This window comes from Algoriphagus aquimarinus (assembly GCF_900112005.1).
Lineage (GTDB): Bacteria > Bacteroidota > Bacteroidia > Cytophagales > Cyclobacteriaceae > Algoriphagus > Algoriphagus aquimarinus.
The window spans coordinates 381513-394983 of the sequence record NZ_FOKK01000001.1 but is presented as its reverse complement, the minus strand read 5'-3'; the positions used below and the strand labels follow the sequence as shown (position 1 = coordinate 394983).

General features: G+C 40.2%; 13 protein-coding genes. 7 read left to right on the top strand and 6 right to left on the bottom strand.

Going from position 1 to position 13471, the window contains the following annotated elements:
• Window positions 1-88: 88 nt before the first annotated feature.
• A complete protein-coding gene (polA, locus tag BM291_RS01815; RefSeq protein WP_092894461.1) occupies window positions 89-2917 on the bottom strand; it encodes a DNA polymerase I in 2829 nt (942 codons plus the stop codon).
• Window positions 2918-3077: 160 nt separating this feature from the next.
• Between polA and BM291_RS01810 the strand changes: the two genes are divergently transcribed.
• Window positions 3078-3392 (top strand): hypothetical protein, encoded by a 315-nt coding sequence (locus BM291_RS01810; RefSeq protein ID WP_092894570.1) that lies wholly within the window; start codon window positions 3078-3080, stop codon window positions 3390-3392.
• Window positions 3393-3486: 94 nt separating this feature from the next.
• On the opposite strand, the gene BM291_RS01805 is transcribed toward BM291_RS01810, so the two are convergent.
• On the bottom strand, window positions 3487-3930 hold the full coding sequence (locus BM291_RS01805; RefSeq protein ID WP_092894460.1) for a hypothetical protein: 444 nt from the start codon (window positions 3928-3930) through the stop codon (window positions 3487-3489).
• Between the two features lie 69 nt (window positions 3931-3999).
• Here BM291_RS01805 and BM291_RS01800 point away from each other — a divergent pair, with 69 nt between their 5' ends.
• Window positions 4000-5679 (top strand): amidase, encoded by a 1680-nt coding sequence (locus BM291_RS01800; RefSeq protein ID WP_092894459.1) that lies wholly within the window; start codon window positions 4000-4002, stop codon window positions 5677-5679.
• Window positions 5680-5785: 106 nt separating this feature from the next.
• Here the strand turns inward: BM291_RS01800 and BM291_RS01795 are convergent, their stop codons facing one another.
• Both BM291_RS01795 and gpmI read right to left on the bottom strand, forming a co-directional pair.
• On the bottom strand, window positions 5786-6355 hold the full coding sequence (locus BM291_RS01795) for a hypothetical protein (RefSeq protein ID WP_092894458.1): 570 nt from the start codon (window positions 6353-6355) through the stop codon (window positions 5786-5788).
• Entirely contained in the window at window positions 6355-7878 is a 1524-nt protein-coding gene (gene gpmI / locus BM291_RS01790; RefSeq protein WP_092894457.1) for a 2,3-bisphosphoglycerate-independent phosphoglycerate mutase, read from the bottom strand. Before gpmI ends, BM291_RS01795 begins: the two co-directional genes overlap by 1 nt.
• Window positions 7879-8072: 194 nt before the next feature.
• Between gpmI and BM291_RS01785 the strand changes: the two genes are divergently transcribed.
• The 3 genes from BM291_RS01785 (at window position 8073) to BM291_RS01770 (ending at window position 10089) form a co-directional block, all read left to right on the top strand.
• A complete protein-coding gene (locus BM291_RS01785; protein WP_092894569.1) occupies window positions 8073-8414 on the top strand; it encodes a DUF4783 domain-containing protein in 342 nt (113 codons plus the stop codon).
• A gap of 341 nt (window positions 8415-8755) precedes the next feature.
• Entirely contained in the window at window positions 8756-9613 is an 858-nt protein-coding gene (gene nadC, locus BM291_RS01775) for a carboxylating nicotinate-nucleotide diphosphorylase (protein ID WP_092894455.1), read from the top strand.
• Window positions 9614-9675: 62 nt separating this feature from the next.
• Window positions 9676-10089 (top strand): META domain-containing protein, encoded by a 414-nt coding sequence (locus BM291_RS01770; RefSeq protein WP_092894454.1) that lies wholly within the window; start codon window positions 9676-9678, stop codon window positions 10087-10089.
• Window positions 10090-10091: 2 nt separating this feature from the next.
• Here BM291_RS01770 and corA read toward each other — a convergent pair whose 3' ends face one another.
• Window positions 10092-11204 carry a magnesium/cobalt transporter CorA gene (gene corA / locus BM291_RS01765; RefSeq protein WP_092894453.1) on the bottom strand — a complete coding sequence of 371 codons (1113 nt, stop codon included), beginning with the start codon at window positions 11202-11204 and terminating at the stop codon, window positions 10092-10094.
• Window positions 11205-11221: 17 nt separating this feature from the next.
• A complete protein-coding gene (queG, locus tag BM291_RS01760; RefSeq protein ID WP_092894452.1) occupies window positions 11222-12157 on the bottom strand; it encodes a tRNA epoxyqueuosine(34) reductase QueG in 936 nt (311 codons plus the stop codon).
• Between the two features lie 204 nt (window positions 12158-12361).
• Between queG and BM291_RS01755 the strand changes: the two genes are divergently transcribed.
• Together BM291_RS01755 and BM291_RS01750 are read left to right on the top strand one after the other, a co-directional pair.
• Complete coding sequence (locus BM291_RS01755) at window positions 12362-12619, top strand: DUF6364 family protein (protein ID WP_092894451.1); 258 nt, start codon at window positions 12362-12364, stop codon at window positions 12617-12619.
• The gene (locus BM291_RS01750; RefSeq protein WP_092894450.1) at window positions 12612-13184 is read left to right on the top strand and encodes a hypothetical protein; all 573 of its coding nucleotides are present in this window, start codon (window positions 12612-12614) and stop codon (window positions 13182-13184) included. The genes BM291_RS01755 and BM291_RS01750 overlap by 8 nt, the downstream gene beginning before the upstream one ends.
• Window positions 13185-13471: the final 287 nt, after the last annotated feature.

Here is a 13471-nt window from a genome sequence, read left to right as displayed (position 1 = left end):
CCCATGTAGTTTTCAATTTTAAATATCGAATGATAAATGCTGAATATCGAAGTACTTAATATTTATCTCTAAGATCTTAATACTACTATCAATGCGCCTGAAGCCAGTCCGTTCCAATCCCCACTTCCACTTCTACTGGAACAGCCATTTTGATGGCGTTAGACATCAGGCCGGGAATATTGGCTTTTAGGATTTCGACCTCGTCTATATGTGCGTCGAAGACCAATTCATCATGAACCTGAAGGATCATTTTGGACTTGAGGTTTTCCTTTTTCATCCACTTATGCACATCGATCATAGCCACTTTGATCAGATCTGCAGCCGAACCTTGAATCGGTGCGTTAATAGCATTTCGTTCTGCAAAGCCACGCATGGTGGCATTTCGGCTATTGATATCTCGTAAATATCTGCGACGTCCAAGGATAGTTTCCACGTATTCGTGAGTCTTCGCTTTTTCGATAGCTCCATCCATGTACTCTTTCACAGCAGGAAATTCCTTGAAATAAGAATCAATAATCTCCTTGGCTTCACTTCTAGGAATGGATAATCGCTGAGAAAGTCCAAAAGGAGAAATGCCGTAAATAATCCCAAAATTGGCTGTTTTGGCTTTTCTACGCATATCAGAAGTCACTTCTTCCAGCGGTACTTGGAAGATCTTTGCTGCTGTAGTAGCGTGAATGTCTCTACCATTTTTGAAAGCCTCAATCATGGACTCATCACCCGAAAAAGCTGCCATTATCCTAAGTTCTATTTGAGAGTAATCCGCTGCCAGTAAAACATGGTTTTCATCTCTTGGAACAAAAGCCTTACGAATCTCTCGACCACGATTGGTTCGAATAGGAATATTTTGAAGATTTGGATTGATAGAAGATAGACGCCCAGTAGCTGCCACAAACTGATTGTAGGTCGTATGAATCCTCCCTGTTTTGGAATTGATCAAGAGTGGCAAAGCATCCACATAGGTGGACTTCAACTTCACCATCTGGCGGAAGTCCAGAATGTTCTGGATGATTTCATGCTCATGAGCCAATTTGCTAAGGACTTCTTCACCCGTAGCATATTGCCCTGTTTTAGTCTTTTTAGCTTTTGGATCGAGTTGTAATTTATCAAAAAGTACTTCTCCAAGCTGCTTTGGCGAAGCCAGGTTAAAGCGAACACCAGCTAATTCATAGACCTTATTCTCTATTTCCTTACTCTCTTTTTCCAGCAAAATGGACATCTCAGCCAAGCTATCGGTATTGATACGGATGCCTTCAAATTCCATATCTGCGAGCACATTGATCAGCGGATTCTCTACCTCATCGAATAATTTCTCCAAGTTATTTTCCTTCAGCAAAGGATCAAATTCAGCTTTCAGTCTCAAGGTGATATCTGCATCCTCAGAGGCGTAGGCTGTCACTTCGTCCTCATCTACATCTCGCATAGTCCCTTGATTCTTGCCTTTTTTCCCTATCAGATCTGTAATAGAAACAGGCTCATAATTCAGGTATTGCTTGGCTAACCAATCCATGGAATGCTTGCCGTCTGCATCGATTAGGTAATGCGCAAGCATGGTATCGTAAAGAATTCCTTTGACTTGTATGTCGTAATTCTTCAGGATTAATATATCGTATTTGATGTTTTGTCCAATTTTCAGGATGGATTCATTTTCAAAAACTGGTTTCAAAAGCGCCAGTATCTCCAATGTTTCTTCTGTACTTTCTGGACATGGAATGTAGTAGGCTTCTCCAGTAACATAGGCGAATGATATCCCAACGAGTTCAGCTTCCATAGGATTTAAGGAAGTGGTCTCAGTATCAAAACAGAGCTCTTTCTGGATCTCAAGGTATTCTACTAATTCAAGGATCTCAGCCTTTCCCTTTACTTTATGGTAATTCTGAATATTGCTGTGTATGGTATCAGGAGCTTTCTGCTCTGCGACGTTCACTGTTTCCTCATCGAATTCTAATTCCTGAGAAATGGTAGCTGTAGGTGCAGGTGCTTCTCCGAAAAGACCCAACTGATCATTTTTCTGAATTGCTGCTTTTTTATCAGTGCCTTTAAATACACGTGATGCTAGTGTTCGAAATTCAAGTTCAGCAAAAATGGCACGTACCTTTTCCTCATCGATGCCTTCATATTTCAAGTCTTCTTTCACATAAGTAATAGGCACATCACACTTGATTGTTGCCAATTCTTTGGAAAGAATCCCCTGCGCTGCAAAATTTTCCACATTCTCTTTCTGCTTACCCTTCAGATCTGCAGTGTTTTTCACCAGTTCTTCAACCGTTCCATATGTCTTCAGCAACTTCACCGCTGTTTTTTGACCTATTCCAGGAATTCCAGGGATATTATCCACAGCATCACCCATCAAACCCAAAATGTCACGGACTTGGTCCACATTTTCTATATCCCATTTGGCACAAATCTCCTTTGGCCCCATGATATCAACACCATTGCCCATGAAGGCTGGTTTGTAGAGAAAAATATGATCGTCCACCAACTGACCATAATCCTTGTCGGGGGTCATCATATAGACAGTAAAATTTTCCTTTTCAGCCTGTTTCGCCAAAGTCCCTATGACATCATCAGCTTCATACCCATCAAGCTCTAAAATTGGAATATTAAAGGCCTTCACAATTTCCTTCACCCAAGGAATTGCAATCCCAATATCTTCCGGTTGTTCTTGTCTATTAGCTTTATATGGTTCGTACCGAATATGTCGGAAAGTTGGGGCATGAGTATCAAACGCCACCCCAATGTGGGTAGGTTTTTCCTTATCAACAATTTCAAGTAGGGTATTGGTAAAGCCCAACATTACCCCAGTATTCAATCCTTTGGAGTTTATTCTAGGGTTTTTGCTGAAGGCAAAATGCGCTCTATAAATAAGCGCCATGGCATCAAGTAAAAAAAGCTTACAAGGCTGTTTTTGGGACATTTTAGGATGATTTTTGGTAAAAGACCAATGGTATAATAGCCGCGTAAGTTACAAATTTTCGGCTAGGAGCCGCCCAAAATTTGGCTATATCCCCTGCGCTGCGACAGAGTTTGGCGGTAAATTTGGAGACTTGGATAATCTGACCATAAAAAAACAACCTATGAAAAAATTATTCGCAATTCTCGCATTGGTTTTCTCCGCAAACATGCTGGTCGCTGCACCTGCAATTGACGAAAACTCCAAAAAAGAAAAAACTGAATTAACTGAAGCTCAGAAAGAGCGACTCGCGGAAATCGAGGCTAGGGTAGATGAGATTAAAGCAATGGACTTTAGCGCCATGAGTAAGGACGAAAAGAAGGACGTTCGAATGGAGCTAAAAGACATGAAGGAAGAAGCTAAGCGTGCCGGTGGCGGAGTTTATATTTCCGTAGGTGCAATTATCATTATTTTGTTGATTCTGATTTTGGTGACCTAATCAAAATTAACCATCAATCAACCTAAAAAGGCTGACAACTACTTGTCAGCCTTTTTTTTGTGTCTTTTTTCAATACCTAGTAAATAGCTTTAATTCATTCAGTTTCTGCTTCTTTCATCAAGTACGTTTTCACCTGTAGCGCACGAAGGAAGATTACAATCAATGGAACTAGCCATAAAATCTCATTAAAAATTAATTGAAAAGCAGTTCGCTTATTCCATCCTAAGTCAGGCAGAAAGCCTAGAGAAAACCAGATGGCGAGGATTATTTTTCCGGTAATGCCTGCAATGATCAGGTAAACCCAGCTCACTGGATAGAAAGCACTAAAAAAAATCAATAAGCCTACTACTATACCAAAACCTCCATAATAAGAAACTGGTAGGCTGGCATCCGTGATATTTCCGATAGCAAGCCATTCTAGAATAGATCCTCCCATCAGTCTGAAAATAGCCGACCATGCTATCGTGTACATCCCTGACAGCAGGAGAATTCCACGGAAATGCATCGGGAATACAGGAAAGGAAGGATTTTGATCCATGGGTTATTTATCTTGGGTAATTGAACACTCCCTAATCACTCTGGGATTACATTATTACAAAACTATTCAATGGAATCAAAAAACACAGTTTCTTCTTCCGCTTTTATACTTCTCGGTGCCGTATCCTGTTTGTTACTCGGTTTTACACTAGGACGAAATACAGGCGAAATCACTCCAAACTCTATAGAAGGGGCATCTGAGATTTTTGGCTTGTCTTTTACTCCAGCAGAGAAAGACAGTATGCTAGGCTCATTAAAGAACCAGCGGGATAGATATGAATCCCTTCGAGAAATAACGCTGGACAATTCTGTCGCCCCAGCTTTAGTTTTCAATCCACTGCCAACAGGATTCAAGCCTGATCTACAACAAAAACCGCTGGATTGGGGTTTGGCAACAGAAATCTCACTCCCAGAGAAGGAATCTGATATTGCCTTCATGCCCGTTCACGAGCTTGCAGTTTTGATCAAATCAAAGAAAATATCCAGTGAGCGATTGACTTCAATCTATCTGAATCGTATCAAAACTTACTCTGACACACTGCAATGTCTGATTACGCTGCTGGAGGATTCGGCTTTGGAAAAAGCGAAAGAGATGGATGCTGAATTGGCTGCAGGAAAATACCGTGGCCCACTTCATGGCATTCCCTATGGCATCAAAGATCTTTTGGCTGTAAAAGGCACAAAAACCACCTGGGGCGCTATGCCTTACAAGGATCAGCATATTGATATGACTGCGACAGTGGTCAATAAATTGAATGAGGCTGGAGGTGTTTTGGTAGGCAAATTTACCCTTGGCGCGTTGGCGATGGGTGATGTATGGTATGGTGGAGTAACCAAAAACCCGTGGAATCTAGCTCAGGGTTCTAGCGGATCTTCTGCTGGATCAGCCTCAGCTGTAAGTGCAGGTTTGGTTCCTTTTGCATTGGGCACCGAAACTTTGGGATCAATTGTATCACCTTCAACAAGAAATGGGGTGACGGGTCTCAGGCCAACTTACGGACGAGTAAGCAAGAATGGCGCAATGGCTTTAAGTTGGTCAATGGATAAAATTGGTCCTATCTCCAGGTCTGCGCTGGATAATGGTATTATTTTATCTGTGATCAATGGGGAGGACGAAATGGATGCCAGTTCGATTCAGGCAGCATTTAATTACTCTGCGAAAAATGATCTCAAGAAACTGAAAATAGGGTATTTCAAATCATATTTTGAAGGGGATAACTCAAGCATGAAAAACAATACTGATGTATTGGATTTGCTTAAAGAGCAAGGTTATGAGCTTCATCCCGTAGAGTTGAAAACTTCGGTAAACCCTAGAGCAATACAGATCATGCTATCCGTGGAAGGTGCAGCGGCATTTGATGAATTGACTAGATTAGGGTGGGATGATCAGCTAGTTGCTCAGCATAAGAATGCTTGGCCAAATACTTTTCGAGCGGCGAGGTTTATCCCAGCCGTGGAATATGTGCAAGCAGCTCGACAAAGAACTATCCTGATCCAGGAAATGCACGAAATTATGAAGGATTACGATGTAATAGTTACTCCTAGTTTTGGTGGTGCCCAGCTACAAATCACCAATCTAACAGGCCATCCTGCACTTTGTCTACCTAACGGATTTAACGAGCAAGGTGCACCGACTTCTATTACTTTATTGGCCAACCTTTTCGAAGAAGAAAAACTGGTAATGCTAGGAAATCTTATCCAGAAAAATACAGATTGGCAGCGTAAGAGACCTCCACTCTTTGATCGATAGATCCTAGGATCCTTCCTAATATTCTCAATATTTCTAGAAGGTAAAAAAAGGCAAGAACTGAAGTTTTCCTTCAATTCTTGCCTTGAACTTTTCTTGACAAATTAAATTAATTTGAAACTATCTTTCCTTGGATTTTCATGTCATTTGCATCCACAAACCAAATCTTCTGAGTAGTCCCAATAGTATAATGATCAACTAATTTCGTCAATTTGTTCATATAAATCTCCGCTACGGTAGTAGAAGTGTAGAACATATTTTCCTCAGCTATCTTGATAGAAACACTACTAACTTCATCCTCAAAATAGGTGACTTTAATATATTTCACATTCCCCTTAGAATTAGGTAGAAGCTCATGAGACAGCATATCATCAGAAGTCGTAGTCTCATAGGATTGAAGTAAGGAAGTTCTGTTAATATCAGCATCTGTGAATATTTTAAGTTCTTCTTTCCAATCCTCAGTAGTATAGACGACAGTAGTTTGGTTTTTCTCACCTTTAATCTGAGAGTCCTTTACTACTTCCACTCCATTTACTTCCTGAGTTTTACTTTCAATAAACCCTTTAAGATCAAAGTACGGTAGTGTTTCAAGTGAATTTGCTGATTCATTTACACAGGAAAACAGTCCGAAAAGAGAAAGAAATAGAATTCCGAAGGAAAGACCTTTGATCTGCTTCATTAAGCCAATAGAATATTTCCAGTCATATCATCTGGCTTATCAACTCCCATCAATTTGAGGATGGTCGGAGCCAAATCACCTAATTTTCCATCATTAATCGTAAGGACGTCATTTTTGTCTACCATTATGCACGGTACCAAGTTCGTAGTATGAGCAGTATTAGGAGATCCGTCTGCATTGATCATCATGTCACTATTGCCATGATCGGCGATGACGATGATTGTATAGTCGTTTGCCAAAGCTGTAGTGATCACGCTATCTGCGCATGCATCAACTGCCTCACAAGCTTTCACGGCAGCGTCGAAATCACCTGTGTGACCGACCATGTCCGCATTCGCAAAGTTTAGGCAAATGAAATCTGCACTCTTCTTTTTCAATTCTGCATTGATTTTAGACGCGATTTCAAAAGCACTCATCTCCGGCTTAAGATCGTATGTAGCCACTTTTGGTGAAGGACATAACAATCTGCTTTCCCCGATAAATTCCTTTTCTCTTCCTCCTGAAAAGAAGAAAGTAACGTGTGGATATTTTTCAGTTTCAGCTATTCTGATCTGCTTTTTGTTCGCTCTTTCCAATACTTCTCCGAGCGTATTATTCAGATTATCTTTTTCGAAAAGAACTTCTACTCCTTTAAATGTCGCATCGTAATTAGTGAACGTAACGTACTCTACATTCAGCTTTTTCATATTGAAATCCTCATAATCACGCTGTGTAAGCGCCTGAGAGATTTCTCTGCCACGGTCAGTTCGGAAGTTGAAGCAGATAACCAAATCACCTTCTCCTATCGTTGCCAACGGCTTATTATCTGCACCAACATGGATGATTGGGCGTATAAATTCGTCTGTAACGTTATTTTCATATGATTTTCGCATGGCTGCGATGATGTCTTTGGACTTCTCACCCTCACCTTTTACCATAGCGTCGTAAGCCAATTTTACTCGCTCCCATCGATTATCACGATCCATTGCATAGTAACGACCTACCACTGAAGCTACTTTCCCAGTAGAATGAACCAAATGTGCTTGAAGATCTTCTAAATAGCCTATTCCTCCTTTTGGATCTGTATCTCTTCCATCCGTGAAAGCATGAATAAATACATCTTCCATACCATGGAATTTTGCTGCGTCACAAAGACCTTTAAGATGAGTGATATGTGCATGCACGCCACCATCTGAAAGTAAGCCCATGAAGTGAATTTTCTTTTTGGACGCCTTGGATTTCGCAAAAGCAGCAGCCAAGACAGGATGAGTGTTAAGCTCTCCATTTGCGACTGCAAGATTGATTTTTACCAAATCCTGATAGACTACTCGACCGGCACCTATATTCATGTGACCTACCTCGGAGTTACCCATTTGACCTTCTGGCAAACCAACTGCAAGACCGGAAGCCTCCAGTTTAGCATGTGGATATTTAGTGTAAAGGCTATCTACAAAGGGAGTTTTAGCTTTGTCTATCGCAGAAACAGAAGGGTTGGTGGCTATTCCCCAGCCATCCAAAATCATTAAAAGTACTTTCTTATCCATACCGCAAATATATTATAATTCGGAGCAAAGTAGCCCCGAAATCCTGATTAGACAAAACTTCAAAGGCGTGCAATTGGTAAACTTAAAAATGCAGAACATGATTCCTTTTTTGGCTTAGTATTTGCCTAGCATGGGCAATGACCTCAGTATTAAGTTTTATCGTTTCAATTTTCTTGCTTGTACAATCTCCAGTAATGGAAATTGATACTGTAAATTCTATCGATACGATTATCACTGCCATTGATCACGGTTCTAGTAGTGACTTAGCCAAATATTTCGATTCCAGCATTTCCTTAAATGTTAACGGATTGCAGGGAGATTATTCTAAAAACCAGGCAGAACTTGTGATAAAAGATTTTTTTAAGAAAAACCCATCCATGGGATTCAGCCTTGTTTTTCGAAGTGAAAACAACCCGAGCTTGAGTTCCTATATTGGTGATTATCAAACAAATCAAGGCCCATTCAAAGTATTTATTAAAGTATCCCAGCAAGCTTCAGACTTTAAAATCTATAGCCTTGAATTTGTTAAAGGCTAAAGATTTTTTAGCCTTTTAGAACATGACGTTCTAAAAAAAAGCTACAGGGTTAATGGCTTGAAACCCCCACTCTATCTTTTTCTATGCGGCAATAGTTAAACCACATAGCATCATAGCTCACGTACTTTGAAAATGGCACCTAGTCATTCCATTACCCGTCAGGTCCACTTTGTTGCCTTTATGCCTTTTGTGGTAAACACATTTTTCAACACAAAGCGCAAAGTATGTAAGTTCTTTCTACTTGATCATCGAATCGTTCCTAAGGAACGAAGTCTTACAGCTGCTAAAAGAAATTTACAGGTTTTCACCTCGCCGGGCGCTTCAAATCCCTATTTTTGGGCATGAAACCATCCTATCTCACCGAAGAAGCTCTTTCTACTTTTATTTCGGCTGCTTTTGCCGAGGACATTGGTCCGGGCGATTATTCTTCTCTATCCTCCATTCCTGAAGAAAAAACTGGTCAAGCTAGATTATTAATCAAAGACGATGGAATAATTGCCGGAATAGAATTGGCTGAGCGGATCTTTAAAACTTTTGACCCGAGACTTCAGGTAGAATTACTGGTGAAAGATGGTGATGAAGTGAAATACGGAGATATAGGTCTGATAGTAAAAGGAGCATCAGCTTCTATACTTTCCTCTGAGCGACTAGTTCTTAATTGCATGCAGCGTATGAGCGGAATCGCGACGCTAACTCACAGATTAACAGAGAAAATCCTCCACACTAAAGCCCGCTTAATGGATACGAGAAAAACGACTCCAAATTTTCGATTGATGGAAAAATGGGCTGTATGGATCGGAGGAGGGGTAAATCACCGATTTGCTCTATATGATATGGTGATGCTGAAAGACAATCACGTGGATTTTGCTGGAGGAATTCGTCAAGCTATAGAAGGCTCTAGAACTTATCTAAAAGCGAATAAATTGGATCTGAAAATTGAAATAGAAACTCGCAATCTAGATGAAGTCAAGCAAGTACTAGAAGTAGGAGGAGTGGACCAGATTATGCTCGACAACATGGATTATGCAACCATGCGTGAAGCTGTAGCGATGATCGGAGAACAATATAAAACCGAAGCTTCAGGAGGAATCACCGAAGACACATTAGTCGATGTGGCAGAATGTGGGGTCGATTATATTTCTATGGGCGCTTTGACTCACTCTGTGAAAAGTCTGGATATTAGCCTGAAAGCATTCTAAATTTCCAACTAGGAACTAGTTGGCTCGATTTCTGACTTCTTCAAACTAATTATCGACCAACTATGAGAAACCTAACTTTAGTATTAATCGCCGTTTTAGCTTTTGCATTCGCATCATGTAGCTCAAAGAATTATCCAGATGCAGACTGGACCAATCGTCAATGGACGCTGGTGGAAATCATGAAAATACCAGTTCAGACTTCAGGTTCCGAGGATGATGCACACTTGGTTTTTGATTCTAGAGGAAAAACTTTCAGTGGATCAGGCGGCTGTAATCGGATTTTTGGTCCCTATGAAATAGGCGACAAGCAGACTTTTAAATTTGGAGAAGTAGGGGCAACACGCATGGCTTGCCAGGATTTACCTTTCGAAAACAAATTTCTGGAAACTCTTAAGTCAGTACGCTACTATCAATTAAGTGCTGGGGAGTTACTCCTTAAAAATGGAGCGAAAGATGTAATTCTAAGGTTTCAATAGAATTATATCCAATTCCTCCTTCTGAAGAAAAACAGCATACCAATCACTGCAGTTGCCATTCCTCCCATCACGAAGAAATATCCGTTCTTCCAGTGAAGTTCTGGCATATTGTCAAAGTTCATCCCATAAACTCCTGCCACAAAACTCAATGGAATAAAGATGGTGGAGATGATCGTCAGCACCTTCATGATGTTATTCATGCGGTTAGAGAGACTATTCATATAGAGGTCTAATACTCCTGAAGACATATCTCTGAAAACCTCCATGGTTTCAATGACCTGAATAGTGTTTTCGTAAAGATCCCGAATAAATGGCCTAGTCTCTGAACTGATCTTATCGTCTGCGTATTTGTCGAATGACCCAATTACTTCACGAAGCGGATAGACCGTTCTACGCAGATCCATCATTTCACGCCTTTGAATATAAAGGGCATTAAGAGTTTCAGTGCCTGGAGAGGTCATGGCCTGTGATTCCAGATTCTCTATTCTTTCCCCCACATTTTCCATGACGATAAAATAATTGTCAATTACTGCATCGAGTAGTGCATAAAGCAAATAATCTGCCTTACGCTGGCGTATGGTACGTTTCGGGTCTATTAGACGACTTCGAACAAACTCAAATACGTCGCCTTTCTTCTCTTGAAAAGTCAGCAGAATTCCATCTTTTAGGATAAAGCTGATTTGCTCATCATCTATAGGTGATTCAGGCGTAGGGCACTGGATCATCTTCATAGCGGCAAAAAGATAGTCGTCAAAAGCTTCCATTTTAGGGCGCTGATCTACATTCAGAATATCTTCGAGGGTAAGTTTATGGATGCCGAAAAGCAGGCCTATTTTTTCAAGTATTTCTACATCATGCAAGCCTATGATGTCTATCCAAAGCACATTTTTCTTGAGCTTCAAATGCTCTCCGAGCTGATCTAACAGGACAGATTCCTCATAGAAATCAACCTCATCGTAGGTGATGATGTTGATTAATACTTTCTCCAACTTTTTGTCTCCCGTAAAAACTAATGCACCAGGAGGCAGACCAATTTTATGAGTCTTTTTCCTCTTCTTTTTCTTTGGCTTAAAAAGCTTCTGTACAGATTTAAAATTAGGAGTTTGAGGGCTCATAAGAATCTCGGGTGAGGTTAATTAGAGGTAAGAAAGTCGACATTTCTTTTCAGTCCAGCAAGTTTAGTGCGCTTTACCGCTGATTTTTTAAAAACCTTGCGGAAAGTTTCTTCAGTGATTTCCCTCCAGTCAGTTTTTGACAATTCCTTCAACTCCTCGTTTGGAGAAAATCTAGGCTCTTGATGTGGTTTTGAAAATCTATTCCAAGGGCACACATCTTGACAGATATCACAGCCAAAAGCCCAGTTTTCCATCTGTCCTTTGAACTCCGTCGGAATGGCATCTTTCAGCTCAATTGTCAGGTAAGAGATGCAGCGTGAACCATCAATTACACCATTATCGACGATAGCATCCGTAGGGCATGCGTCGATACAGGCAGTGCAAGTACCGCAGTAATCTTTCGTCAAAGGTGTATCAGGAGCAACTTCAAGATCGATGATCAATTCGGATAGAAAGAAGAAACTTCCTTGTTGTTTATTCAATAAAAGGCTGTTTTTCCCCAGCCAACCTAATCCTGCTTTCTGAGCCCATTGACGCTCCATGACTGGTGCAGAATCCACAAAGCCACGACCATCAATTTCTCCGATTTCCGCTCTCAGGATTTCCAGAAATTCATTGAGCTTATCCCGGATCACAAAGTGATAATCCTCGCCATATGCGTATTTGGCAAGTTTGATATCTGAATTTCCGGAGGGTAGTTTTTCTTCAGGATAATAATTGTAAACCAGAGAAACCACCGTTTTGGCTCCTTCCACGAGTTTGGTAGGGTCGAGCCGCTTGTCAAAGTGATTGGCTAAATAGCCCATTTCACCATTGTAATTCCGATTGAGCCATTCTTCCAATTTCGGCGCTTCCTCTTCGAGAAATCCCGCTTTCGCTATCCCACAAAAGTCAAATCCCAGCCGCTTGGCGGTGGTTTTGATGATGGAGGCATTTTTCTCGGCGGGAGTCATGGGGTAAAGATAGGGGAGATATGTTTTCCTTAGGATATGATATTGAGAGATATGAGAAGGCTGTAAGATTTGTAAGTGGTGAGAGGTAAGTGGTAAAAAGTGCCAAGTAAAAATTTAAAGCCTGAAACCCTTCCTATTAGGGTTAGTAGAATAGAAATCTTTTACAGAAAATGCACGTATATTTAAGTCAAACACGTGTAGCTCATGGAAACGAAACTCACCCTTACTGTAAGGAAAGAAATTGTAGAGAAAGCCAAGATGCAAGCTGCCAGCAGAGGTATTTCTCTTTCCAAGATGTTTGAAGAGATTTTTGAAAAGGAAAGTCCGGGTGTAGAAAAAACTTCGGAGCAGGTAGCAGCAGCTCGATTTTTAGAAAGATTAAAAGAGGAGACTCCTATCAAAGCCTTAGAAAAGTCAGACAAAGAACTTTTACGCGAACACCGCGATAAAAAATATGTATAGATCTTTAGTTGTGTCTGTTGTGTTATTTAGTATGATTTTTTGTTTCTCCTCATGTGTAAGCCATGAAGAAACGATAAGCACCAGCGTGATTAAATTGCCAATGGCTGTTCAAGAGGCCAAAAACTGGTTTGGCGATCAAGAGGAATTTATTGTTGAAACTGATTACATTCTTTCAAGGGGGAAATCAATAACAAAAACGATTAATTGGGAAAACGCAGTAATTTATAACGACGAAAAAACAGTTGAAGTGGAAGTAAAATACAATAATCATTGGGTTCCGGTGATAAGAGGAGAAACCACTCAATCGGAAATCAAAGACAAGAAAAGTTTTGCTTTTTATCGTTTAATGCTTGATAAGAAAGTAGATGGGGATTACGAAACATTCTTATTAAAATATTTTCCTGATGAGGAAAATGATAACCAAAAAAGGCTTGATGTAAATAACTACTTTTCGTTAAGTAATAAATTTACCGGTGAAATCTGGATGCATAACTGGGAAGAAGAATTTCAAAAAGGCTGGAAAATAGAGCACGGAAAAATTGTCAAGACTTTTATAAAAAAATAAGTATAAACGTTTCTCTTAACCACCCTAGGTAAAAAAGACTTCTAGTATGCCGAGGGCAAAATGCCCATTCTCACTCCTAATGAATTTTTCAAAGCTTAATAATCCTCACACTGATCATCTTTTTTGCCTTTTTGCTCCGTTTATTAAACTACCATACCCATCTTCTTGTTATGTCCCTGATTAGAATGAAAAGAGGGTTTAATTATGGGATAGAAGCATTTGGCCATCTATTTTATTACTCAAAGGCATAATTCAAAAGTCTTGTACCTTGCTTCTAGCATCTAAAA

Excerpts from the sequence above, each read along its gene's own strand:
- BM291_RS01805 (WP_092894460.1), bottom strand. The coding sequence starts at position 3,930 with ATGGATCAAAATCCTTCCTTTCCTGTATTCCCGATGCATTTCCGTGGA.
- BM291_RS01800 (WP_092894459.1), top strand. The coding sequence starts at position 4,000 with ATGGAATCAAAAAACACAGTTTCTTCTTCCGCTTTTATACTTCTCGGT.
- corA (WP_092894453.1), bottom strand. The coding sequence starts at position 11,204 with ATGAGCCCTCAAACTCCTAATTTTAAATCTGTACAGAAGCTTTTTAAG.
- BM291_RS01750 (WP_092894450.1), top strand. The coding sequence starts at position 12,612 with ATGTATAGATCTTTAGTTGTGTCTGTTGTGTTATTTAGTATGATTTTT.
- BM291_RS01770 (WP_092894454.1), top strand. The coding sequence starts at position 9,676 with ATGAGAAACCTAACTTTAGTATTAATCGCCGTTTTAGCTTTTGCATTC.
- BM291_RS01755 (WP_092894451.1), top strand. The coding sequence starts at position 12,362 with ATGGAAACGAAACTCACCCTTACTGTAAGGAAAGAAATTGTAGAGAAA.
- BM291_RS01785 (WP_092894569.1), top strand. The coding sequence starts at position 8,073 with ATGGAAATTGATACTGTAAATTCTATCGATACGATTATCACTGCCATT.
- nadC (WP_092894455.1), top strand. The coding sequence starts at position 8,756 with ATGAAACCATCCTATCTCACCGAAGAAGCTCTTTCTACTTTTATTTCG.
- polA (WP_092894461.1), bottom strand. The coding sequence starts at position 2,917 with ATGTCCCAAAAACAGCCTTGTAAGCTTTTTTTACTTGATGCCATGGCG.
- BM291_RS01795 (WP_092894458.1), bottom strand. The coding sequence starts at position 6,355 with ATGAAGCAGATCAAAGGTCTTTCCTTCGGAATTCTATTTCTTTCTCTT.
- BM291_RS01810 (WP_092894570.1), top strand. The coding sequence starts at position 3,078 with ATGAAAAAATTATTCGCAATTCTCGCATTGGTTTTCTCCGCAAACATG.
- gpmI (WP_092894457.1), bottom strand. The coding sequence starts at position 7,878 with ATGGATAAGAAAGTACTTTTAATGATTTTGGATGGCTGGGGAATAGCC.
- queG (WP_092894452.1), bottom strand. The coding sequence starts at position 12,157 with ATGACTCCCGCCGAGAAAAATGCCTCCATCATCAAAACCACCGCCAAG.